A 24,565-nucleotide genomic window follows, 5' to 3' on the forward strand; every position below is an offset into this window, starting at 1 on the left:
TATTCTTATCTTTTTTATCCATCTCTTAATGGTTCACATTCTCAACTCATAATCCATCCGCGTGGCCAGAATTAGTTTGACCAGCAAACTAATTCACCTTACAATAGCTTGAATCGAAAAAACTATGAGGTATTATTCGCCGCTATGGAATTCCTAACTTCCCCCACTCAACAATTCGACCTGCCAAAGCGCATCGGGCGCTTGGGCGAACTTGCCACCAACCTTTGGTGGACCTGGCACCCCGAAGCGTCGCATCTATTTGGTCGGTTGGATTATGACCTGTGGGAACGCCTCGGTCATAACCCGATCCGCCTGTTGAACGAGGTCGGACGCGCACGCCTAAATCAGGTTGCCAACGACAGGGAATATCTGGAACATTACGACGAGCTGTTCAAAGGCTTCGACGCCTACTTCAGCAAAGAATCCTGGTCGCAAAAGAATCAAAAAGACCTGAAAAAACCGGTCGCATATTTCTCGATGGAATACGGCTTGCACGAAACCCTGCCAATTTACTCCGGTGGTTTGGGTGTGCTCTCCGGCGATCACCTCAAAGAAGCCTCCGACCTCGGTCTGCCATTCATTGCGGTTGGCTTCATGTATGCGCAAGGCTACTTCTCCCAGCGCATCACGGAAGACGGCTGGCAGGAAGCGGTCAACAATCCCCTCAATGTCGAGCATCTTCCCGTTTCGCTCGTCAAGAAAAGCGGCAAGCCCGTCACCATCTCGTTCGACCTCCCCGATAGAAGACTCACCGCCCAAATTTGGGAAGTCCGTGTTGGGCGCGTACCCCTCTATTTGCTTGACTCCAACGTCGAAGGCAACGACGACTATGACCGCCTGCTCACTGCCCGCCTCTACTGGTCTGACCTTGACCGCCGTGTCATGCAGGAAGTCCTCCTGGGAATTGGCGGAGTCCGCGCGCTAAGAGCACTGGGATACGAGCCGGCTGTCTGGCACATGAACGAAGGCCATGCCTCTTTCCTGACCCTTGAGCGGATTCGCGAACTCGTGGCCGGGGGCTTCGCCTTTGCCGATGCCGCCGAAAAGACGCGCCCACAGAATATCTTCACGACCCATACCCCCGTCCCCGCCGGGAATGATGAATTCCCGCTCTGGCTCATAGACAAGTATCTTGCAAACTATTGGGGCGAACTCGGCCTGACGCGCGAACAATTCGTGGAGGTTGCCAAACAGCAGCACCCCCACGGCGAGACTTACTCCATGCCGGTGCTGGCGCTCAAGCTTTCCGGCAGTTCGAACGGGGTCTCCGAATTGCACGGCGAAGTCTCGCGCGATATGTGGAAGTTTCTCTGGAGCGACCGCGACGTGAAGGATGTGCCCATTCAGCATGTCACGAACGGAGTCCACACCCGCAACTGGCTGGCGCGCCGCATGAGCATCCTGCTCGAAAAATATCTCGGCGCGGATTGGTATGATAACCTCGACGATCGCAGGTTGATTGAAAAGATCGACCAGATCCCTGATAAGGAATTGTGGGAAGTTCATCTCCACCTCAAGCGCAAGATGGCGTTTTATCTTACCGAGCGCGTCCGAGACCGCTGGACTCACGGAGGATTTCATCCTGTCCAAGTCATTGCCTCGGGAGTGCTCATCAATCCGTATGCATTGACCATCGGTTTCGCGCGCCGCTTCGCCACCTACAAACGCGCCAGTCTCATTCTCTCGGATGTGGAACGTCTGCTCGAGCTCATCAACCGTCCGAACCATCCCGTGCAGATCATCTTTGCTGGCAAGGCGCATCCCGCCGATGACCCCGGCAAGAAGTTGATCCAGCAGGTTTATCGCACGGTCAAGAAAGCCGAGACCGGCGGCCGCATCGTCTTCATCGAAGATTACGATATGAATCTTGCCCGCTATCTCGTCCAGGGCGTGGACGTGTGGATGAACACCCCGCGCCGTCCGTATGAAGCCAGCGGGACTTCAGGCATGAAAGCCGCCATCAACGGCGTGCCCAACTTTTCCATTCTCGACGGCTGGTGGCGCGAAGCATACAATGGCAGGAACGGCTGGGCTATCGGCGAGGAAAAGGAATATGAATCCACTGAGGCGCAGGATGCCGCCGATGCTGAAAGCCTGTACAGCACGCTCGAACATCAGATCATCCCGAAATTCTACGACCGCGACCCCAAGGAAAGATCGAGCGCGTGGATCGCCTTTATGAAAAGTTCGATGAAAACGGTCATCCCGCAGTTCTCCACGCGCCGAATGGTCAAGGAATATGTGGAGAAATTCTATCTTCCGGCGCTCGCAGGGGAGGCGCATGAAGCGCCCGATTATCAAGGATTGAAAAATGCTGCCTGAAATAACCGTAACACAACTCGGTGAAAAGCTTAAATCGGATGAAACGTTCATCCTGCTCGACGTGCGCGAACTGCCGGAGTTGGGTCAGGCAAGGATCGAAGACCCCAGGCTCGAGGTCATGCCCACGAGCCGGCTGGCTTCCGAAGGACCGACTGTGTTGTCCGAGTCGGTTCAGTCGGGCGAAATCCCTGTTTACATCATATGTCACCACGGCAACCGCAGCGTGCAGGTCGCGATGTGGCTGATAAAGCAGGGATACAAAAATATCTTCAATGTGCGCGGCGGGATCGACGAGTACGCAAAAAAGGTGGACCAATCCGTCGGTTTCTACTAAAACATTGCAGGTCACGCTTCAAGCGTGACCTACTTTATTAACCAGACTGCCGCCCTTTCGGGCGGCAATCGTGGGGCGCTGTGGCTTCCTTCTTACTTGAGGAGGGATGCCACAGCGCTGGGTTTGTTACTACTATCCATGTTAGACATCACCTCCTCCTTTCATAAGGATGGCGAATTCAATTTGTTTGCCCCGTCTGCGATGGCGAAAGTATGCCCCAATTCAAAATGGATGTCAATAGCCCGATTTTGGATTCTCACAAATTTGTAATTCAGCCGCATTCAGCAGAAAACGGGCTCTCCAGTCCGCTTTCAAGGCGCAATTTTGCAAAGAGGGATATTATTTTCAAAGTTCTGATACCTTTTGAGAGTTTCCGCAAGCCCCGCAGGACTATGCTTTGAAAAACCCTTTAAGACCCTTGTGGCAAAACAACGCATCAGGAGCGCCCATGAAAACCAACCCCAACAAACTTTGGATTCTCGTTCTCATCCTCGGCTGGCTGTTCGATTTTCTTTTTTGGAAGAACGCCCCCGGGATAAACTTCGCCATCTTTTGGACGGCCTGTCTCATTGGCGGGTTCTTCCTGCTTCTTGGTGAAGGACTGCGTCCGCATCGCACCACCCTTTTTCTGATTCCGCTCTTCGGCTTTTTCGCCGTTGTGACCTTCATCCGCGCCGAGCCGATGACGACCTTTCTCGCCTATACCTTTACGATGTTCACGCTGACAATCTTCGCCGTCACATACCTTGGCGGCCGTTGGATCCAATACACTTTTGCCGATTTCGTGACCAGAATGCTATCGCTGGTGGGAAGCATCCTGCTCCGACCCATTGGGTTTGCCGCTGAAGCTCGTAAAGTCCGGTCTGAAGCGGGCGTTCAACCCTCCAAATACAATTTCATGCCCATCCTGCGCGGATTGATCATTGCCGTTCCCATCGTGATGATCTTCGCCTCCCTGCTCGCCTCTGCGGATGTTGTTTTCAACCAACGGTTGGAGGATTTCATCGAAGCTTTCAGACTCGAGAACCTGCCTGAATACATCTTCCGCATGATCTATATCCTCATCATCGGATATGCGCTTGCGGGGATTTTCCTTCATGCATCGACCGAATCGAAGGACGAGAAACTGACCGGCGGGGAAAAGCCGGTCGTCCCGCCGTTTCTTGGCTTCATCGAATCCTCGATCGTGCTTGGCAGTGTTGTCGCCCTCTTCGCAGCTTTTGTCGTCATTCAATTCCAATACTTCTTCGGCGGCGAGACAAACATCAACGTGGAAGGTTACACCTACGCCGAATATGCCCGCAAAGGTTTTGGCGAACTCGTTGCTGTGGCGTTCTTCGCCCTGATGATGCTGCTGACCTTGAGCGGCGTGACCAAACGCGAGACCGAAAGCCAGCGCAAAATCTATTCCGGTCTTGGCATCGCGCTCGTCGTCCTCCTGCTTGTCATGCTTGTTTCTGCGTATCAACGGTTGAATCTCTACGAAGCGGCGTACGGTTTTTCGCGCCTGCGCACCTACACCCACGTATTCCTGATCTGGATCGGATTATTACTAATCACGACCATCGGCCTTGAGATCCTTCGCAAGGAGCGGATGTTCGCTTTCGCCATGCTCATCGCTTCATTTGGATTCGCCGCCTCCCTTCCCATCCTAAATGTAGACGCCTTCATCGTGGATCAAAACATCAGGCGCGAACTGAACGGGACCGCCGTCGAGGATTTGGATTCCCCGTATTTCACCCAACTCTCCGACGACGCCATCCCTCCCCTTGTCAAAGCGCTTCAGACTCCATCCCTGCCTGATTCTGTCCATGAGAAAGTGACCGCCGCCCTGGCTTGTATCCGCCATCAACGAGACCTGCGACAGAATGATCGTGAATACTCGTGGCAAGCCTTCCATTTCTCCCGCATCAACGCGGACCGCGCTCTCGAGTCCGTCAAATCTGAAATGGATGCCATCGTGATCGACGCTTCAGAATATCCCACCAAAGCTGTCATGCCCGGCGGCAGGGAATACTACTGTTCGCCGTATTATTACGATTAGCAAATATTTCCTGACTCAAAACGCCGCGGAACTTGACTTATTCCGCGGCGTTTTATTACTTCTCGATTCGTTCTTTACGCATCACGCATTAGATCGATTTCACCAACTGCCAGCATGACCGGTTATACGGCGTGTCGATCCCGTGCTTCTCGCCGCGCCTGGTTACCGCGCCGCAGATGGCGTCGATCTCGGTGGGAGCGCCGCGCCGCACATCCTGGAACATGGAGGAAAGGTTCTTCGCCGTCTTGCGCGCAACTTCCTCGGCGGCTTGGATCGGATCTTCGAACGGAAGACTTACTCGTTCTGCTTCAGCAACCTGCGCCGTCTCACGCGCCAAAGCGGACATCGCCTTGCGCGCCCAGGGATGGTTCAACAACTCACCGTTCGGCACGCGCAGCAAAGCCGTCAGCGGGTTGATCGCGGCGTTGATGACGAGCTTGCCCCACATCAAGGAGCGGGTATCGCTTACGATCTGCAAATTGAAGTTCGAGGAACGCAAAGCCGCTTCGATGGGAGCAAGAGCCGGATTGCTTTCCAATGAAATGATTCCTTCGCCGCCGACCTTGACGAGCCCGGGTCCAAGCAAAGTGGCTCCGGTGGTGGTAATACCAAGGGCAACGCGGCGGGGACCGAGGTCCCGCGCGAGCCGTTCGCGGTTGCCGAGTCCGTTTTGGAGGGTGAGGGCGATTCCGTCCGGCGCAAGAATCCCTTTGAGTTGATCCGCCGCGCGTTTCGTCTGCCATGATTTGACCAGCACGATGGCGTGTTTGATTCCTTTTACTTCATTCGGGTCATTCGTGGCATGGACTTGATATGAGCGTTCGTCGCCGTTAGCATCCGAGATGCGCGCGCCGTTCTCGCCCAGGGCTTGCAAGCCGTCCTTCCACGTGCCGAGCATCGAAACGCGATGACCCGCTTCGCTCAACCGCGCCGCGAACAGCGTGGACAATGCGCCTGTGCCAACCAGTAAGATATCTTCCTTCATTTCAATATCCTTTTACGCAATACGAAGAAATTCGTTCCATTCTTCGTCGCTCATATCAACAGCATGTTCTTCGGCGGGAAAACGTTTCGTCTCCACTTCGTCGATGTATTCCGCGAAAGCCTTGTTCATGGTTTCATGCAGGCCCGCATACTTCTTGACGAACTTCGGCGTGAAGCGGTCGAAGAGACCGAGCAGATCGTGTGTGACGAGAACCTGCCCGTCACAGCCCGCGCCCGCGCCGATGCCGATGGTGGGAATGGAAATATGTTTGGAGATGTATTCCGCGAGCCGTGCCGGGACCGACTCAAGCACGAGGCTGAACGCGCCTGCTTCTTCGAGGATCTGCGCATCTTCAAGAAGTCGCTTCGCCGCGCTTGAAGTTTTGCCTTGCGCGCGGAACCCGCCGAGTTGATGTATGGATTGCGGCGTCAGCCCGAGATGACCCATGACGGGGATTCCAGCGCCAGTGATCGCCCTGACCGCGTCGGCTCGTTCACGACCGCCTTCGAGTTTGACCGCGTCCATGCCGCCCTGCTGCAGGAAGCGCCCGGCGTTTCGCAGGGCTTCATCCGCATTGACCTGGTAGGACATGAACGGCATATCGCCGACGAGCAATGCGCTCTTTGCGCCGCGCGCCACCGCCCGCGCATGATGCAGCATTTCTTCCATTGTTACAGGCAATGTGTTTTCGTAACCGAGCACCACCATCGCGAGCGAATCGCCGACTAGGATGCAGTCAATGCCCGCCTTGTCCATCGCCGAGGCGGTGGGGTAGTCGTAGGCGGTTAACATCGTGATTGGCTCGCCGCGTTCCTTCTTCTGTCGGAACGTGAGAGTCGTCACTTTTTTACGTTGTGACGTACTGTTAGAAATGGTTGTTGTTGACAAGGTACCCTCCGGTAAAGGTAGAGTCCGGGTTGTGCGCTGACTCCCTGTTATGCGCACACATTCGGTCGATAAGATTTAACGCAGTCGCATTCAAAAGGATACGCGCCGCATTTCAATTATAACCCCACTTGACCCTTCGTTGAAGGAGGTTATAATTCAACGACTGAATTTTGGAAAGAAACATGGCTGTCGAATCGACGAACGAAGAAATCCGCGAACTCACCCTGCTCGAGCAGATCGAAAGCGACCCCGATGTCAACCAGTCCACGCTTGCCCGGCAATTGGGCGTGGCGGTCGGCACGGTCAACTGGCACATCAAGCGCCTGATCGCAAAAGGCGCGGTCAAGGTCTCGCGCGCCGAACGCAAGAAACTGCGTTACATCATCACGCCCGAAGGTCTCGCCCTGCGCGCGCGGCTGGCGGTCAATTACGTCGAGAACTCTTTTTCCGTTTATCGCCGCACCCGCCAGCGCGTCAAGGATCATCTCGCCAAAGTCCGTAAGTCCGGCTTTGACCGTGTGCGCATCACCGGCTCGGGCGACGTGGCGGATATCTGCAAACTGACCTGCATGGAACAGGGCGTTGCAATTGTGACGGATAAGTCCGCGCCCGCTCTGGTGGTGGACGGATACAAGATTCGGCTGGAAGGGTTGGAATGACGGATAAGCATATCCTCATCACGGGAGGCGCGGGCTACATCGGCTCTCTCCTGACCTCGGAACTGCTCCGGCAAAAATACCGGGTCACACTCCTGGACTCTTTGCTCTTCGGCGGCGAAAGCATCCTGCCGTTCATGAGTCATCCCAATTTTCATTTCATCAAAGCGGATGTGACCGAACACCGCGCCATCCGCGATGCCGTCAAAAAGGACTGGCAGATTCCCAATGCGGTGATTCATCTCGCAGGGATTGTGGGCTTCCCAGCCTGCCAGGCGGTGGGCAAGCAGGTCGCATGGAAATACAACTTCGAAGCGACGAAACTGGTCTTCGAGCAGTCCGCAGACCTGGGCGTGGAACGATTCGTGTTCGCATCCACCTACAGCAATTATGGTTTATCTGAAAACGGCAAACCTGTCACTGAAGAAACGCCGTTGAATCCGCAGTCTCTGTATGCTGAAACCAAGATTGCCGGTGAAGAGTATTTGCTTGCTCAAAAGGATTCGCCATGCGCGCCTTTGCTCTTTCGCTTTGCGACGCTCTATGGCATTTCCCCCCGCACGCGCTTCGACCTGATCGTCAACCAGTTTGTTCTCGAAGCCTTCACCAAACGCCAACTCATTATCTACCAGCGCGGATACTCGCGCTCCTTCGTCCACATCCGCGACGTGGTGCGCGGCGTCATCATGGGGCTCGAAGCGGAGCAAAGCAAGATCCGCGGGCAGGTCTTCAACCTCGGCACGGAGAAGGGCAACTACTCCAAGAACGACATCGTCGGCTTTGTGCTGAGGCGCATGCCCGAAACGGTGGTCGAATATAAAGATATGTCTTTCGGCGGGGATATGCGCGATATCACCGTATCGTTCGAGAAGATCAAGCGCGTCCTCGGCTTTGAAACGACCCTGACCGTCGACGACGGCGTGCGTGAAGTGTTGTTTGCGCTCAAATCCGGTCTCATCAAAGACCCGACGGATGACCGATACAGGAATGCGCAGTTCATAGTTCAATAGTGTCGTTGCGAGGAGCGACTGTAGGGAGCGACGAAGCAATCTTCTAATTAATTTTGAGATTGCTTCGTCGGGAAGAACACCCTCCTCGCAATGATGAATTCCAAGGAGCAAACATGGCAGAAAATTTCTGGAAAGATAAAAAAGTGATCGTCACCGGCGGAGCGGGCTTTCTTGGCTCGTTCGTTATTGAAAAATTGAAGCAGCGCGGCGCGACGGATATCTTCATTCCACGCATCGAGAACTACAACCTCGTCGACCCAAATGACATCAGGCGTCTTTATGCTGATACGCTCAAAGGTGTGGACCCGAAGAACGTCGTCATCATTCATCTCGCCGCCAATGTGGGCGGCATCGGCGCGAATCGCGAACATCCCGCCGAGTTTTTCTACGACAACCTGATGATGGGCGTTGAACTGATGCACCAGGCATATAAGAACGGCATTGGCAAATTCGTCGCCATCGGGACGGTCTGCGCCTATCCCAAGTTCACGCCGGTTCCGTTCAAGGAAGATGACTTGTGGATCGGCTACCCCGAAGAGACGAATGCTCCCTACGGCCTTGCCAAGAAGATGATGCTTGTGCAAGCTCAGGCATATCGCCAGCAATATGGCTTCAACGCCATCTTCCTTTTACCGGTGAATCTCTACGGTCCGCGCGACAACTTCAATTTGCAGACCTCGCATGTCATTCCCGCCCTCATCCGCAAGGCGATTGAAGCCAAGGACCGCGGCGACAAGGAACTTCCCGCTTGGGGTGACGGTTCCCCCACGCGCGAATTTTTGTATGTGGAAGACGCAGCGGATGGAATCATCACCGCCGCAGAAAAATACAACGGCGACCAGCCTGTAAACCTCGGCTCCGGTTACGAGATTTCCATCAAGGACCTGACCGAGATGGTTGCGAAGTTAACCGACTTCCAGGGCAAGATCGTCTGGCAGACAGACAAGCCCAACGGTCAGCCTCGCCGCGGATTGGACGTGAGTCGCGCAAAGGAACTCTTCGGCTGGAGCGCGCAAGTTCCGTTCGAAGAGGGCATGAAGCGCACAGTCGAGTGGTTCAAGGCGAATCAAGACAAAATAAAATAATGTCGTTGCGAGGGCGGGGTTCTTACGCCCGAAGCAATCTCCCGTTCTGTGGGGGATCGCTTCGTCGCATAGAGCAAGAACGCTCCTCGCAATGACATGGAAACACAATGACCGACCTTACCAAACACGAACCCCACACCGTTTATATCAAACCGTCCAAAGGTCTGGCGGCGTTAAACCTTAGTGACCTGTTGCGCTACCGCGAATTGATTTTCTTCATGGTCTGGCGCGACGTGAAGGTGAAATACAAACAGACCTTGCTCGGTATGGCGTGGGCTGTCGTTCAACCAGTCATGACCATGCTGGTCTTCACCTTTCTCTTCGACCGTGTTGCCAAATTACCGACCGAGGGCGTTCCGTATCCCGTCTTTTCGTTCACTGCATTGTTGCCGTGGGGTTTGTTCGTGACCGCGCTCAATCAAGGCAGCCGTTCGCTCGTCGCGCATCAAAACATGGTGACGAAGATATATTTCCCGCGCCTCATTCTTCCCACCGCTTCGGTCTTCGCAGGGATGGTGGATTTTCTCATCGCCTTCGTCATCCTAGTGATTTTGATGTTCTACTATCAAGTTACCCCCGCCTGGCATCTCGTCTGGACTCTGCCGCTCTTCCTTCTGCTTGCCATCATCACCGCGCTGGGAGTCGCCCTCTGGCTTTCAGCGATCAACGTCCAGTATCGGGATGTGAACCAAGCCCTCCCGTTTCTGACTCAGTTTTGGCTGTTCGCCACACCTGTGGCTTATTCCGCCTCTGTGATCTCGGAGAGGTGGCAACTCGCCTACTCGCTTAATCCGATGGCGGGCGTGGTCAACGGATTCCGCTGGGCGCTGCTCGGCGTCGGCAACGGACCGGACGCCGCGCTCTGGGTCTCAATTGGGATTTCGGTTTTGATCTTCGTTTCAGGTCTGTTCTATTTCAGAAGCATGGAAAAGACCTTTGCGGATACGATATAAAAAGTGTCAGGTGCGAGGTGTCAGGTATCAGGTTACGATAATGCCTGAATATTGGAGAAAATTATGGCGATGATCCAGAAATTTGAAGATATACAAGCCTGGCAAGAAGCACGGGTACTTGTGAAGATGATTTATAAACTGACAAACAAAGATAATTTTTCGAAAGATTTTGGAATGAGAGATCAGATCAGGCGAGCAGCCGTTTCAGTGATGAATAATATTGCCGAAGGTTTTGATTGTGAATCCAGGGCTGAGTTTGCCCGTTTTCTTGGTATTGCCAGACGCTCTGCTGTGGAAGTGCAATCCTTGCTTTATGCGGCATTGGATGTAGAGTACATTGACCAAAGTGAGTTTGATACACATTACGAACAAGCACGAAAAGCCAAAGCGCTTGTTGGTGGTTTCAAACGTTCGCTCACAAAATAACCTGACACCTGATACTTGACACCTGACACCTATTATGACCACAGCAATCAGCGTACACAACCTCGGCAAGCAATATAAGATCGGCGCTGCGGAGACGAAGTTCCGCTATAACATGCTGCGTGATGTGATCGTGGATACAGTCTCGGCGCCCATTCGTCTGGCGAAGGCGATGATCGGCAAATCCGACCGCCGCATGAACCAGAATTACGTCTGGGCGTTGAAGGATGTCTCTTTTGATTTGGAAGAAGGCAAAGTGCTCGGCATCGTGGGGCGCAACGGCGCGGGCAAATCCACGTTGTTGAAGATTCTCTCGCGCGTCACCGAGCCGACGACGGGAACCGTCACCGTGCGCGGACGGGTCGGCTCGCTGCTCGAAGTGGGGACGGGCTTCCATCCCGAATTGACAGGACGCGAGAACATTTACATGAACGGCGCGATTTTAGGAATGAAACGAGCGGAGATCGATGCCAAGTTCGATGAGATCGTTGATTTCTCCGAAGTCAGCCAGTTCATTGATACACCCGTCAAAAGATATTCATCCGGGATGTACCTGCGACTCGCGTTTGCGGTTGCAGCTCACCTTGAACCTGAGATTTTGGTGGTGGATGAAGTGCTTGCCGTCGGCGACGCCGAATTCCAGAAGAAATGTCTCGGCAAGATGGGTGACGTTGCCCAACAGGGACGCACGGTTTTATTCGTCAGCCATAACATGTCTGCGATTTTGAGATTGACTCAAGAAGCGATCGTGTTGAACAAAGGTCAACTCATCATGCGCGCGCCTTCGCAAGAAGCGGTGGACTTCTATCTTTCCTCGGGACAGTCGCAAGCCGGGGAGCGGGTTTGGGAGGCAGATGAGATACCAGCGGCGAGTGCGCCATTTACGCCGACCAGCCTCAAAGTCAAAGAAAGAGGCGGAAAGGTCGTGGATACGATCCGGTCCACAGAATCGGTCACAGTCGAGTTTGAATATAAATTATCCTCGCCTGTCACCGGCTTGCGGGTTGGTTTGTACGTCAGCACCATGCGCGGCGAGTATGTCTTCACGTCGTTCGATACCGATACGCCTGAGCTGTACGAAAAATTTGACTCGCGCAATGTCGGTCATTACATCAGCCGCGCGGAATTGCCCGCGGATATTTTCAACGAAGGTCGTTACACCGTGGGCGTGAATGCCAGCTCGTTCGGCGTGAAGCGTTATTTCATGGATGAGAACGCACTGGCGTTCAACGTGGATATTTCCGGCGCGCCCGGCACGCAATGGGGCGAGCCGCGTGTGGGTCCGGTGCGACCGCGATTGAATTGGAAGATCGAGAAGATTGCGTAGGTCACGCTTGTAGCGTGACTGTCACGTTGCAAACGTGACCTACAGAAAAACATGCCAAAATCAAACCCGCTTCGTGAAATTCTGGGCGACCTGCCCTTTACTGCCGAGATCGATTGGATGCTTCGGTCGAAGAACCGCCCGCGCAAGGACCATTACAACCTGACGCGTTTGTTGAAGTCTTTGCCTGATGCGGTGGAGGTCGTAAGACCGTATGCTGAAAAGGCTCCAAAAGGCAGGAAGGTTTTGTTCTTTGCCACCCTGCACTATTGGATCGAGCAATCGGCGTATCTTGGTTTGGTGTTGGCAGGCATGGGGCACAATGTTACGTTGTTGACCCTGCCCTACTCTGAATGGCACAAAGAAAAAGACAAGTTCACACAACGCCAGCGCATTCTTCATACCCACGATGCGCTGAAGGTGTTGTCTCCCCTGGTGAAGCATGTTTCGATGATGGATATGCAATCCTCTTCTCGTGCGGCGCATGGAACTCTGCGTGCTCATGCGGCGAACGATTTGCCCGAAATAATTCAAGCCGACATCAAGGAAATTTCTCTTTGGGATGTGCAATACACCCTGATGCGTGAAGAAGTGGACATGAACGACCCGTCTGACCGCGCGTTGTATGATTTACGTGTCGAACGCAATACCTTCGCCGCCAAAGCGGCTCTTCAATACATGCAGGCGAACACGCCCGATGTGGTTTTGATCCCAAATGGATTGATCCTCGAAATGGGTATTGTCTTCCGCGTGGCGCGCTATCTCGGCATTGACGCTGTAACCTACGAATTCAATGACCAGCGCGAACAGATCTGGCTGGCGCAGAACTCGTCCATCATGCAGCAGGACACGGATTACCTCGTTGAAGCGCGCTGCGGGCTTCCCGTCACCGAAGCGATGTTCGAACGCGTAGCTGACCTCGAAAATGCCCGCCGCGGCGCGAGGGTGTGGGGCAAGTCCAAGCGACTGTGGCAGTATGTCTCATCGCAGGGTGCGGACACGACTCGCAATATGCTTGGGCTGGATAACCGCCCTGTCGTCATGCTCGCCGCAAACGTGCTCGGCGACAGCCTGACCCTCGGGCGTGACATCTTCGCCTCATCCATGACAGAGTGGATCACCAGGACCGTCCAATATTTTGCCAAGCGGACAGATGTGCAACTGGTCATCCGAGTTCACCCCGGTGAAAAATTGGTGCCGCAAGCCAAGTCGATGGCTGCGGTGGTGAAAGAGGCGCTGCCTGAGTTGCCAAGCCATGTTCACATTATTGGCGCATTGGACAAGATCAACACTTATGATTTGATCGAGATTGCCGATGTTGGATTGGCATACACCACCACTGTTGGTCTTGAAACCGCGATGAACGGGCGTCCCGTCATTTCGTGCGGACAGACCCACTACCGCGGGCGCGGTTTCACGCTCGATGTACATACGTGGAATGAATATTTATCCGTGTTGGATCAAGTCCTGGCAGATATTCCCTCGCATCGGTTAAATGACAAGCAGATCGAGTTTGCCTGGAATTATGCCTACCGCTTCTTTTTCGAATATCCGCGCCCCTTCCCCTGGCGTTTGATGAATTTTTGGGATGACCTTGCCGAGCATCCGCTCGGAAAAGTATTGAGCGACGAAGGCATGGCGCAATTCAAGGATACATTCGATTTTCTTGTGGGCAGGGCTTTTACTTGGAAATAATTATCTCATGCAGGGGCGAAGCATGCTTCGCCCCTACGGAAGAAAATAAATGACCAACGACACCAAACAAAAAGTCCGCGAGTTTTATGATGATATCGGCTGGATGCAGGAGGACGACGGGCATTACCAGAATGCCCGTTATGAAGACTTACGCCCGGTCTCGCGCGAATACATCCACAAGACGCGCCTGCGCGTGATGAATGGACTCGTCCCTACCGGTCGCTTCATTCTCGACGCCGGGTCTGGTCCCGTCCAATATGAAGAGTACAAGACCTATTCCGCAGGCTACGAAAAACGCGTCTGTTTGGATATTTCCATTCAGGCGGTACGCGAGGCGCGGACGCGCATTGGTGACCACGGTCTGTTCGTCGTTGGTGACTTGGCGAATCTGCCCTTCAAGAAAGATTCTTTCGACGGCGCGGTTTCGATGCACGCCATCCATCACCTCGCTTTACCTGAACATCCCAAAGCCTATGCCGAGATCCACCGTGTCCTTGCGCCGGGACGGACGGCTGCCATCGTCAACGGCTGGCACAATCCGCTTCTGATCCGCATGGCAGAGCCGCTGATCGGGTTGATGCGCAAGATGTCCGGACGTTCCGAGAAGAAAAAGAAGGAATGGCTGAGCGAAGAAGACCCCGCCGGGACGTTCGTCCAAAAGATGACGCCGGAATGGTTGAAGAAAGAGGTCGGTTCGAAGATGACCATCGATATCAGACCGTGGCGCAGCATGAGCACCCGCATCATGCGCTGGTTCGTGCGCCCCTTCGGCGGGCGGACCTTCCTGCGATTTGTCTTCTGGCTGGAAGGCGTCTTTCCGAAGTTCTTCGCCGAGAATGGGCAGTATCCGTTGATCGTAATTCATAAATAGTAGATGATTATTGGTTGTTGCATGAGACCAATCTCAAATCTCCAATCTCCATGAAAAAGAACATCCAGCCCGGTATTTTTCTCCTTCTCATCTCCGCCCTTGTGTTCCTTCCGCACATTGGCAGCCTGACCTATTACAAGGATGATTGGTATTACATCTACGATGGGATGCTGGGCGGGGCGAAGATATTCCATGAGATGTTCCGCATCGACCGCCCGGCGCGCGGTTTTTTCTTCGAGTGGGCTTACAGCCGTTTCGGTCCAAATCCCTTGCCGTGGCATCTCTTTGCTTTCTTTTGGCGGGCATTAGCTGCAATCGGCGCATTGTGGATCTTCAACCTCCTCTGGAAAGAAAATCGAAAATTCAATTTCATCGCCGCATTGCTCTTTGCGATCTACCCAGGTTACTTCTGGTGGATCAGCGCCATCGAGTACCAGCCGATGATCGCAAGTTTGGCGTTGCAGGTGTATTCGATCTATTTCACATTGAAAGCGGTACAGTCAGAAAAAGGCGCTGAAAGAGCGGCATATGGGACCGGCGCGGTCCTGACAGGTTGGAGTTACATCGCTCTTGTGGATTATGCAATCGGCATGGAAGCATTTCGGTTTATCGCGGTATATTTATTAATGAAACGCGATTCGAAAAACGCCTTTTGGAATGCAATCAAAGCCTGGGCATGGACGGTTGTCATTCCGCTGGGCATTGCGATCTGGCGCATCTTCTTTTTCGCCAACGAACGCAAAGCGACGGATATAGGCGGACAGTTAAGTGTGTTCATTGCCAACCCGGTTGCCGCCTCTGTGGATTGGTTCTTCCAGGCTTATAAAAGCCTGTTGAATCTCAGTGTGCTTGCGTGGATCGATCAATTTCCGCCATTCGTTCAATCCATGCGCCAGCGTGATATTGCGTTTGGACTATTGCTTGTTGCCGTGATAGTCCTGTTTGTTGTTTATGCGGAAAGACGTATTAAACTTTCGGCGGAGCAAGTGCCGACGGAGGACGGTCAAACTCAAACCGTGAAAGAAGCGTTGCTCCTCGGCGGGCTGGGGATGGTCTTCGGGGTCCTCCCGGTTGTAATGGCGAATCGATATGTCGATATCACCGGCTTCTCGCATTATGGTCTGCCCGCATCGCTTGCGGCGGCGGTATTCATGGCAGCGGCTATCGAATTGATCTCCTTTCAACGCGTGCGGACAACGATCCTGTATGCACTCATCGGCTTTGCGGTCCTTTCACATTTTTCGATCGCGACGAATGCTGTGACGGAGATAAAGGCATTGCAAAATTTCTGGCGGCAGGTGAGTTGGCGTGCGCCTGCGCTTCGACCCGGCGCGACGCTTGTGATTCATTATCCATCCCCCGGCATGGGCGACGGCGGGCTGGCGTTGATCGAAGCCGCGAACGTCATGTATTTCCCGCAACCGACGAATGAAATTCCGGTGCATTATCCCCTGGCGGGATTGACCTTGAACAGCGAGAACATGCCCGGCATTTTGGATGGTACACAAGTGGATGAATCCGGTTATCGCAGTCACACGTACACGATCGATTACACAAATATATTGGTGATGAGCCAGCCAACCTTGAACTCATGCGTGCATGTCATCGATGCCGCTGCTCCATTGATCTCTGAATATGACCCGCTCGATGTTTCGCTGGTTGCGCCTCGTTCAAACATCACAAACGTGATCGTTGATTCCGAACCTGTTCCGCCGCCGGAAAGTATTTTTGGAAACGACCCCGAACGCGGCTGGTGCAATTATTTCCAGGAGGCGGATTTGGCGGCTCAACGCGGGGACTGGGAGCGGGTTGCCGCTCTCGGAGGAGAAGCCATCGCTTTGGGCTTCGCCCCCGAAGACCGCGTGGAATGGCTGCCTTTCCTGAAGGGATACGCCATCACCGGCGACGCGGAATCGTTGAAGCAGATGGCGCGGCGCATCGTGGGCGAGAGGATCATCCGCCTGCAGGCGTGTGACATGTTGGGTAATATCGAACAGCCGTTGTCTGACGATATTAAACAAATTATTGATAAAGATTATTGCAAGGGATCAGAGTAGACTCTGTTGAGAGAAGAGTTGATAGGAGATTTCATGGATTGGAAAAATCAAGTCGTACTCGTCACCGGCGGGACCGGTTCCTTTGGCAAGAAATTTACGAAGATCCTGCTCGAAGAACAACAGCCCAAGAAGGTCATCATCTTCAGCCGCGATGAATTGAAACAGCATCAGATGCAGGTCGGCGGATTCAATGACGAACGCCTGCGCTATTTCATCGGTGACGTGCGCGACCGCGAGAGACTCGTCCGCGCGATGCATGGGGTGGACGTGGTCGTCCATGCCGCCGCGCTCAAACAGGTCCCTGCCTGTGAGTACAACCCGATGGAGGCAATCAAGACCAACATCATGGGCACGGCAAATGTGGTCGAAGCCGCGCTCGATGCAGGCGTGATGAAAGTTCTCACTGTCAGCACCGATAAAGCCGTCAGCCCGGCGAATTTATATGGAGCCACAAAACTCGCGGCGGAGAAATTAACGATCCAGAGTAATGCCTATGCCGGGGGCTCGGCAACCCGCTTCTCCTGCGTCCGATACGGGAATGTCGTCGGCTCTCGCGGCTCGGTGGTGCCGTTATTCCTCAAGCAGCGCTCCAACGGCAAGGTGACCATTACCGACGAACGCATGACGCGCTTCTGGCTTTCATTGGAACAGGGCGTCCGTTTCGTCATCCATTGCATCGAGCAGATGGAAGGAGGCGAGGTCTTCGTCCCCAAGATCCCCAGCACCAAAGTGACCGACCTTGCGCGCGCCATCGCCCCGGATGCGAAACTGGAGATCATCGGCATTCGACCCGGCGAGAAACTGCACGAAATGCTCATCTCGGAGGATGAGGCGCGGCATACCATCGAGGTGGAGAAAATGTTCGTCGTCCAGCCTGCTGAGGCAACCTGGTTCGGGTATTCCTGGCAGGATAGGGGTAAAATTCTCAAGGAAGGTTTTTCATACTCCAGCGACAACAACAGCGAATGGCTCGACGTGGAAGGAATCAAGAAGTACATCGCCCCCTTTGAGGAATTGTTCCTTCAGGGAAAATTGGAAGGATAAGGAAGTGTCACGTATCAGGTGTCACGTGTCAGGCATCAGGGGTCAAGTGCCAGTTGAAAACCTGATACCTGACACCTCGCACCTGAAACCTGGAACCTAACCCATGAAACTTCTACTCACCGGCGTCAGCGGATTGCTCGGCATCAACTTCGCGCAGGAGATGATGAATGAGCATCAGGTCATCGGCGTGGACCGCGGCAAACTGGTCAACGCGCCGTTCAAGGTTCTGAAATACGACCTGCTCGAAAAGGATTCGGTGGAGTCGATCCTCGATGCCGCCCAAGCCGACTGGGTTGTCAACTGTGCGGCTCTCGCAGACCTCGATGTCTGCGAAGAAGAGCCGGACCTCGCCAAACAGCTCAACACCGACCTCCCACGCCGATTCGCGCGCGCCTGCAAAATTCGGAATATCCCTTTCGCCCACATCTCAACCGATGCCGTTTTCGACGGGCAAAAGGACGGCTACTACAGCGAGGAAGACCCGCCCAGTCCGGTTGGGGTGTATTCCAAGACCAAGCTCGACGGCGAATGGGCGGCATTGACTGAGAACCCCAAAGCCATCGTGGCGCGCGTCAACTTTTACGGCTGGAGCTTGAACGGCCGGCGCAGTCTCGCCGAGTTCTTCTTCAACAATCTCTCGAACAACAAAAGCATGAGCGGCTTCACCGACGTCATCTTTTGCCCGATGTTGGTGAACGATACCGCCCGAACTCTCGTCGAGATGTTGAAGCGCGAGTTAAAGGGTTTGTATCATCTTGTCGGTCCGCAAGCCATGAGCAAGTACCAGTTCGGGGTCGAGCTCGCGCGGCGTTTCCACATGCGCGAAAGCGACATAACCCCAAAGTCCGTCAACTTTTCCGGTCTTATCGCCAAACGTTCCAACAATTTATGGCTTTCCACCCGCAAGTTATCCACAGACCTGGGCGAGGATTTACCCGATTTCTCCACAGGTTTGGAGGAGTTTTACGCACAACACGAACAGGGTTATCCACAGAAAATCCGCAGTTATCAACAGCCATAACCCCATGTGAACCGCTTTTCAGGCAATTTATCCACAGCTTCACCCACTTAAACGGGTAGTTATCCACAGAGATTGGGCGCTTTTTGTGGATAAACTAAGATTTTGACCCCAGTTATCCGCAGATATTCCCAACTTATCCACAGTCGTTTTGTCGTTATTCACAAGGAACCCACATGAAATCCCTTCTTAAGCTTGAAGAATTACTGATGTTTGCCCTCGCCCTCTTTCTTTTTTCGAGATTGGACGCCTTTTGGGGACTTTTCGCCCTCCTCTTTCTTGCTCCCGATCTGAGCATGCTCGGCTACCTGATCAACCCCCGCTTCGGCGCGTGGACCTATAACCTGATCCACCACAAAGGGCTTGGGATTACGCTCTATGCCTTGGGTGTCCTACTTGTTACTCCCTGGCTGACCTTTACCGGCATTCTGCTTTTCGCCCACTCCAGCCTTGACCGGGTCTTCGGCTACGGCTTGAAGCACGAAGACGCCTTTCAAAATACGCATCTGGGCAAGATCGGAAACCCAAATAGGTGACCGTCACTTTTAAAGTGACTGTCACCTCCAACATTTGGAGGAACACATGGAATTCAAGATCAACAACCACACCATCGGCTTGAACCATCCCACCTACTTCATCGCCGACATCGCCGCGAACCACGACGGCGACCTCGATCGGGCGAAGAAACTGATCAAACTCGCCAAAGAAGCCGGGGCGGATGCCGCCAAATTCCAGCATTTTCAAGCGCCTAAGATCGTCTCGGATTACGGCTTCACTCACATGAATTCCAAGGTCAGCCATCAAGCCACGTGGAAGAAATCGGTGACCGAAGTTTATGCCGCCGCTTCCGTCTCCCAGAGTTGGACGCCCATCCTCAAAGAGGAATGCGACAAGGTCGGCATTGACTTTTTCACCTCACCCTATGATTACGATTCCATTGAGCATGTCAATCCGTATATCCCAGCCTTCAAGGCGGGTTCCGGCGAAATTGACTGGATCGAGGCGCTTGAACACATGGCATCCAAGGGCAAGCCGATGATCATTGCCTGCGGCGCAGCGGATATCGCCGACGTTCAGCGCGCGGTCCACGCCATACTCAAGATCAACAAGCAACTGTGCCTCATGCAGTGCAATACCAATTACACCGCCAGCCCCGATAACTACGACCACCTGCACATCAACACGCTCAAAACCTTTACCGCCATGTTTCCTGATGTGGTTCTTGGTCTGTCCGATCACACCCATGCCCTTGCACCAGTTCTCGGCGCGGTGACTTTGGGTGCGCGCATGATCGAACGCCACTTCACCGACAGTAACGACCGCGAAGGTCCCGACCACAAGTTTGCGATGAACCCCGCCAACTGGGCAAAAATGGTCGAAGAGACCCGCCTGCTCGAACGCTCGTTTGGCAGTCCCGATAAAATCATCGCCGCCAATGAGCAGGAGACCAAGGTCGTGCAACGCCGCTGTCTGCGAGCCGCGCGCGACATCAAAGCCGGTGAAACCTTCACCCGCGACATGATCGATGTCCTGCGTCCCGCCACACCGGGAGCGGTCAAACCGCATGAACTAGAAAAAGTCATCGGTACAAAGGCATTGGTTGATATGCCCAAAGGCAAAGAATTGCGCTGGACAGAGTTGGGTGCGTAGTAAATGTGTAAGGCGAGGTTGCCTCGCCCCTACGTTTGCATATGAAGATTATTTATTTCTCCCTCGGCTACTCCACCCACGATTATCGTTTTCTCAAAGCCATCTCCGATGGCGGGCACGAGGTTTATTTTGTGCAACTTGAAGGCAATCAGCGACAGGTCGAAAGCCGCCCTGTTCCTGAAAATGTGAATCAAGTCATTTGGAAAGGCGGACGCGAACCGTTTACGTGGAGCAAACTCCCCTCATTGGTGGTGGATTTCAAACGCCTCTTGCGGGACCTCAAACCTGACCTCGTCCATGCGGGACCGATTCAGACCTGCGCGTTTATCGCCACCCTGAGCGGATTCCATCCCATCCTCACCATGTCCTGGGGTTTCGACTTGATGGACGATGTTCACAAAAACAAGTGGATGGAATGGGTCACGCATTACGTATTGCGCCGCACAGATTTTTTCACCAGTGACGCCAACGTAACGCGGGATAAAGCAGCCACCTACGGCATGGACCCTGGAAAGACGGTTGTCATTCCCTGGGGTGTGGATCTTGATCATTTCAGAATGAAGAAGGCAGAAGGCAAATTGGATCAAGAAGGGTTTGTGCTTTTCTGTAACCGCGCATGGGAGCCACGCTATGGCGTGGATGTGTTGGCGCGCGCATTTGTGGAAGTTGCACGGCGCCGCGAAGACATCCGCTTGATCTTTTTGGGCGGCGGTTCGCAGGGAGCAAATATCCGTAAAATTTTACAGAGCGGCGGCGTGGAGGAATACGTCACCTTCGGCGGGCAGATTTCGCAGACAGAGCTTCCGCGCTGGTATCATATGGCGGATTTGTACATCTCGCCTTCGCATGTTGACGGTTCGTCCGTGTCATTGATGGAAGCGCTGGCGTGCGGGCTGCCCTGTTTGGTTTCGGATATCCCCGCAAATAAAGAATGGGTGGTGGAGGACGAAAACGGCTGGTTTTTCCGCGATGGGGATGCGGATCATCTTGCGGAGAAGATCCGCGCGGCGATGAATCAGCGTGAGAAACTGCCGGGGATCGGCGAAGCAGCCCGCAGGTCCGCGGAGAGGCGCGCGGATTGGAAAAAGAATGCCGCGGTTTTGATGAATGTCTATCGAAGTCTTGGAGAAGAACATGTTAAGTAAGAAGGATTTGCTGGGTGGTTTTGGTCAACTCAACCTGAAAGAGGGCGAGACGATCATTGTGCATACGTCGTATAAATCGCTGGGCGGGGTGGAGGGCGGCGCGGACACGGTCATCGATGTGATGTGCGAACTGGTCGGTAAAACCGGAACGGTATTATTCCCTGCGTTCAATTTTCAATCGTGGACGGAGACGCATTATTTCGATGTCATGGAGAGTCCTTCGAAGATGGGGATGATCACCGAGATTGCGCGGTTGAGGCCGAATGCGTTGCGTACGCCGCACCCGATCTACAGTTTTTCCGCGCTTGGGGCGAGGGCGAAGGAATTTTCCAAAACCGAAGATGTGGAAGCCTACGGACCGAACTCGGCGTTTGCGTTATTTCACAAGATCAATGGCACAATTGTGAGCATTGGTTTGGATTTCAATAGCACGTTCTCGATGCATCATTACATCGAATACAACGTCGGCTGCAATTACCGGCGCGTAAAGGAGTTTTCCGGAATTTATGTCGGTTATGACCGCAAGCCGCAGATCAAAATGTATTCGATGTTCGTCCGCAATGACGAGCGCGTGAAGACCTACATCAACCCGGGCATGAACGAATTGCTGGCGGCGGGTGTCATCAAGGAAGTGCAGGTCGGTGAGGCAAAGATCCATTTTGCAACGGCGAATGATTTTTACGATAATATGTCGATTATCGTGCGCGAGCACCCTGAAAAGTTGCATTACATCGAAGAGGCGAAGTATTAGGGTTTCCCCGCCCTAAATTTGATAAAACCAAAACAAGGCGAGAGAACCTCGCCCCTGCGTGTCTAAAAAATGAAACCCTACACCTCCCTCAAATCCATCCTCGCGGAATTCTTCCCCCTGCATCGCACTATCGCCTCCGACGACCACGATAAGACGTTGGAAATCGTCGGCTCGTACATGCCCGATTCTTCGAACTACACCATCGAAACGTACGCGCCGCTGACTCCCGTCTGGACGTGGAAAGTACCGGAGCGTTATGTGGTTCACGAAGCGTATTTGGAGATCGAAGGCGGCGAGCGAATCATTGACTTCAAAGATAACCCTTTGCACATCGTTTCGTATTCGTTGCCCGTTGACAAGGTTCTGAGTTTTGACGAACTCCAGCCGCATTTGTATTTCAATGAGAAACGTCCGCACACGGTGCCATGGATTTTCAAATACTACGAACGCGACTGGGGATTCTGTCTGCCGAAGAATACGTTCGATAAACTTCCTCGTGACAAGAAATATCATGCAGTCATCAACTGCGAATTTATCACCGACCCCAAACAGGGATTCAAGGTCGCGACTGCGGTTGTCCATCCCGAAGGCGGAGCGAATCCCGCAGCGGGCGAGTTCCTTGTGCAGGCGCATACCTGCCATCCCATGCAAGCCAACGACGATGGTGCGGGAGTGGTCAGCACGATTGAGTTGGCGCGGCGGCTCGCGGAGAATCCGCTTCCGGCTGGCTCGATGAGCGTCCGCTTTTGGTTTGGACCCGAAACCATCGGCACCATCGCCTGGCTTGCGCACAACGAGCCGCTCATCCCGAATCTGCGCGGCGGAATCTTCATGGAGATGACGGGTAACAAAAACAAAATTGCGTGGCATCATACACGTCAACACAATCACCTCCTCGACCGAATTACCAAGAACCAATTACGCAATGTCGAGCACGACGAACGCGATTTTGCCGCTGCCCCCGCCAACGATGAACGCGTCATCAACGGACCGGGCGTCAACGTGCCGTGCATTTCCATCAACCGCTGGCCCTATGATGAATATCACACCACCGACGACAATCTCGATATCATGCACGAAGACATGCTTGTCGGCGCGGCGCGGACTGCCGAAGAGATCATTCGCATTTACGCAACCAATTACATTCCAAAGCGCACCTTCCGAGGTCCAGTGTTTCTCAGCGGTCACGGTCTCTGGGTCGATTGGCGCGAGAATTGGACGCTCAACCGCGCCATCGAAAAGATCATGATGCGCTTCGAAGGTCAGCACACGGTCTTCGACATTGCAGAACAGGTCGGGCTTGATTATCAAACCGTCCGTGACTATGTTGAGAAATTCAGGGCAAAGGGATTTGTGATTCCCCAGCCGATCCCGTCCGAAGGGCAGACTCAATGACGACGCGTGTTGCCGCCATTATTCAGGGACGCATGTCCTCTTCGCGTTTGCCCGGTAAGATTCTCGCAGACATTGCGGGTCAACCCATGTTACAGCGCGTCTTCATCCGGACCTCGCGGTCTGCTTCTGTTTCCCAAACCTTATTCGCCACGACGACCGATCCCTCCGACGACCCCGTTGCCGAATACTGCGACTTCAGCGGAATCCCCTTCACACGCGGCAGTCTCTACGATGTGCTCGACCGTTATTATCAAGCCGCCAAACAAGCAAAGGCAGATGTGGTTGTCCGCATCACAGCGGATTGTCCCGTGATCGATCCCGCGTTGATTGATGATGTCGTCAATACTCTTCTTGGAGACGAATATGACTTTGTCTGCAACCGTCTCCCTCCACCGTGGACTCGAACCTATCCCATTGGTTTGGATGTGGAAGCCTGTACCTTCAAAGCCCTTGCCGGAGCGTGGAAATCAGCCAAGGAACCGCAACACCGCGAGCATGCCATGCCCTATTTTTATGAAGGTGTCGAATTGACTCGTCAAAACCGAACACTTGAAAATGGAACTTCCTCACGCGGATATAGAGTTGCTTTGCTTCATCACACCATCGACTTCGGCGACTACCGCTGGACGGTCGACACCCCCGAAGACCTGGAATTCATGCGCCAGGTCTACAGTCACTTTGATGGGCGCGATGACTTTTCGTGGAAAGAAGTGCTTGATCTCGTTCACGACAAACCTGAATTGATGAAGCTCAATGCAGGAGTGCAACACAAAACTTTGAAGGATATTGATAAAAGAGCTTTAAAATAATGTCGTTGCAAGGAGCGCTCTTTGCTACGAAGCAGTCTCCAATTAAACGGGAGATTGCTTCGCCCACTCGGCGTTTAAGCCTCGGGGCTCGCAACGACATACTGAT

22 protein-coding genes are annotated in these 24,565 nt (G+C 53.6%); 20 read left to right on the forward strand and 2 right to left on the reverse strand.

The genetic code is table 11. The features are described 5' to 3' along the window. The first annotated feature begins 144 nt into the window (after positions 1-144). The 3 genes from glgP (at position 145) to HS100_07420 (ending at position 4,700) form a co-directional block, all read left to right on the forward strand. Positions 145-2,322 carry an alpha-glucan family phosphorylase gene (glgP, locus tag HS100_07410; GenBank protein ID MBE7433728.1) on the forward strand — a complete coding sequence of 726 codons (2,178 nt, stop codon included), beginning with the start codon at positions 145-147 and terminating at the stop codon, positions 2,320-2,322. Further along, the gene (locus HS100_07415) at positions 2,312-2,656 is read left to right on the forward strand and encodes a sulfurtransferase (GenBank protein MBE7433729.1); all 345 of its coding nucleotides are present in this window, start codon (positions 2,312-2,314) and stop codon (positions 2,654-2,656) included. Before glgP ends, HS100_07415 begins: the two co-directional genes overlap by 11 nt. A 448-nt stretch (positions 2,657-3,104) precedes the next feature. Continuing rightward, a complete protein-coding gene (locus HS100_07420; GenBank protein MBE7433730.1) occupies positions 3,105-4,700 on the forward strand; it encodes a DUF4173 domain-containing protein in 1,596 nt (531 codons plus the stop codon). Between the two features lie 88 nt (positions 4,701-4,788). On the opposite strand, the gene HS100_07425 is transcribed toward HS100_07420, so the two are convergent. Together HS100_07425 and panB are read right to left on the reverse strand one after the other, a co-directional pair. Continuing rightward, a complete protein-coding gene (locus HS100_07425; protein ID MBE7433731.1) occupies positions 4,789-5,685 on the reverse strand; it encodes a 2-dehydropantoate 2-reductase in 897 nt (298 codons plus the stop codon). Positions 5,686-5,697: 12 nt separating this feature from the next. Further along, positions 5,698-6,558, reverse strand: a complete 861-nt coding sequence (panB, locus tag HS100_07430; protein ID MBE7433732.1) for a 3-methyl-2-oxobutanoate hydroxymethyltransferase — start codon at positions 6,556-6,558, stop codon at positions 5,698-5,700. Between the two features lie 197 nt (positions 6,559-6,755). On the opposite strand from panB, the gene HS100_07435 reads away from it, so the two are divergent. From HS100_07435 to HS100_07515, 17 genes are all read left to right on the forward strand, one after another. Next, a complete protein-coding gene (locus HS100_07435) occupies positions 6,756-7,232 on the forward strand; it encodes a winged helix-turn-helix transcriptional regulator (GenBank protein ID MBE7433733.1) in 477 nt (158 codons plus the stop codon). Continuing rightward, positions 7,229-8,239 carry an NAD(P)-dependent oxidoreductase gene (locus HS100_07440; GenBank protein ID MBE7433734.1) on the forward strand — a complete coding sequence of 337 codons (1,011 nt, stop codon included), beginning with the start codon at positions 7,229-7,231 and terminating at the stop codon, positions 8,237-8,239. Before HS100_07435 ends, HS100_07440 begins: the two co-directional genes overlap by 4 nt. Positions 8,240-8,352: 113 nt before the next feature. After that, entirely contained in the window at positions 8,353-9,324 is a 972-nt protein-coding gene (locus HS100_07445; protein MBE7433735.1) for a GDP-L-fucose synthase, read from the forward strand. 107 nt (positions 9,325-9,431) lie between these two features. Beyond that, positions 9,432-10,277, forward strand: coding sequence for an ABC transporter permease (locus tag HS100_07450; protein MBE7433736.1), 846 nt, complete (start codon positions 9,432-9,434; stop codon positions 10,275-10,277). A 63-nt stretch (positions 10,278-10,340) separates the two neighbouring features. Then, positions 10,341-10,703: a four helix bundle protein gene (locus HS100_07455; GenBank protein MBE7433737.1), complete on the forward strand. Its 363-nt coding sequence runs from the start codon at positions 10,341-10,343 to the stop codon at positions 10,701-10,703. 34 nt (positions 10,704-10,737) lie between these two features. Further along, positions 10,738-12,027: an ABC transporter ATP-binding protein gene (locus HS100_07460; protein ID MBE7433738.1), complete on the forward strand. Its 1,290-nt coding sequence runs from the start codon at positions 10,738-10,740 to the stop codon at positions 12,025-12,027. Positions 12,028-12,078: 51 nt separating this feature from the next. Further along, complete coding sequence (locus tag HS100_07465; protein ID MBE7433739.1) at positions 12,079-13,719, forward strand: hypothetical protein; 1,641 nt, start codon at positions 12,079-12,081, stop codon at positions 13,717-13,719. Between the two features lie 49 nt (positions 13,720-13,768). Next, complete coding sequence (locus HS100_07470) at positions 13,769-14,590, forward strand: class I SAM-dependent methyltransferase (GenBank protein ID MBE7433740.1); 822 nt, start codon at positions 13,769-13,771, stop codon at positions 14,588-14,590. 50 nt (positions 14,591-14,640) lie between these two features. Then, a complete protein-coding gene (locus HS100_07475) occupies positions 14,641-16,647 on the forward strand; it encodes a hypothetical protein (protein MBE7433741.1) in 2,007 nt (668 codons plus the stop codon). A 33-nt stretch (positions 16,648-16,680) separates the two neighbouring features. Beyond that, positions 16,681-17,691: a UDP-N-acetylglucosamine 4,6-dehydratase (inverting) gene (gene pseB / locus HS100_07480; protein ID MBE7433742.1), complete on the forward strand. Its 1,011-nt coding sequence runs from the start codon at positions 16,681-16,683 to the stop codon at positions 17,689-17,691. 103 nt (positions 17,692-17,794) lie between these two features. Further along, positions 17,795-18,712 carry an SDR family oxidoreductase gene (locus HS100_07485; GenBank protein MBE7433743.1) on the forward strand — a complete coding sequence of 306 codons (918 nt, stop codon included), beginning with the start codon at positions 17,795-17,797 and terminating at the stop codon, positions 18,710-18,712. A gap of 173 nt (positions 18,713-18,885) precedes the next feature. After that, positions 18,886-19,245: a DUF4260 domain-containing protein gene (locus tag HS100_07490; protein MBE7433744.1), complete on the forward strand. Its 360-nt coding sequence runs from the start codon at positions 18,886-18,888 to the stop codon at positions 19,243-19,245. 46 nt (positions 19,246-19,291) lie between these two features. Continuing rightward, positions 19,292-20,359 carry an N-acetylneuraminate synthase family protein gene (locus HS100_07495; GenBank protein MBE7433745.1) on the forward strand — a complete coding sequence of 356 codons (1,068 nt, stop codon included), beginning with the start codon at positions 19,292-19,294 and terminating at the stop codon, positions 20,357-20,359. Between the two features lie 41 nt (positions 20,360-20,400). Then, a complete protein-coding gene (locus HS100_07500) occupies positions 20,401-21,504 on the forward strand; it encodes a glycosyltransferase family 4 protein (protein ID MBE7433746.1) in 1,104 nt (367 codons plus the stop codon). After that, positions 21,494-22,255 carry an AAC(3) family N-acetyltransferase gene (locus HS100_07505; GenBank protein ID MBE7433747.1) on the forward strand — a complete coding sequence of 254 codons (762 nt, stop codon included), beginning with the start codon at positions 21,494-21,496 and terminating at the stop codon, positions 22,253-22,255. Before HS100_07500 ends, HS100_07505 begins: the two co-directional genes overlap by 11 nt. Before the next feature lie 69 nt (positions 22,256-22,324). After that, the gene (locus tag HS100_07510) at positions 22,325-23,650 is read left to right on the forward strand and encodes a DUF4910 domain-containing protein (GenBank protein ID MBE7433748.1); all 1,326 of its coding nucleotides are present in this window, start codon (positions 22,325-22,327) and stop codon (positions 23,648-23,650) included. Further along, positions 23,647-24,459, forward strand: a complete 813-nt coding sequence (locus HS100_07515; protein ID MBE7433749.1) for a glycosyltransferase family protein — start codon at positions 23,647-23,649, stop codon at positions 24,457-24,459. The genes HS100_07510 and HS100_07515 overlap by 4 nt, the downstream gene beginning before the upstream one ends. Positions 24,460-24,565: the final 106 nt, after the last annotated feature.

The sequence above is a fragment of the Anaerolineales bacterium genome (assembly GCA_015075725.1).
Classification (GTDB): domain Bacteria; phylum Chloroflexota; class Anaerolineae; order Anaerolineales; family Villigracilaceae; genus Villigracilis.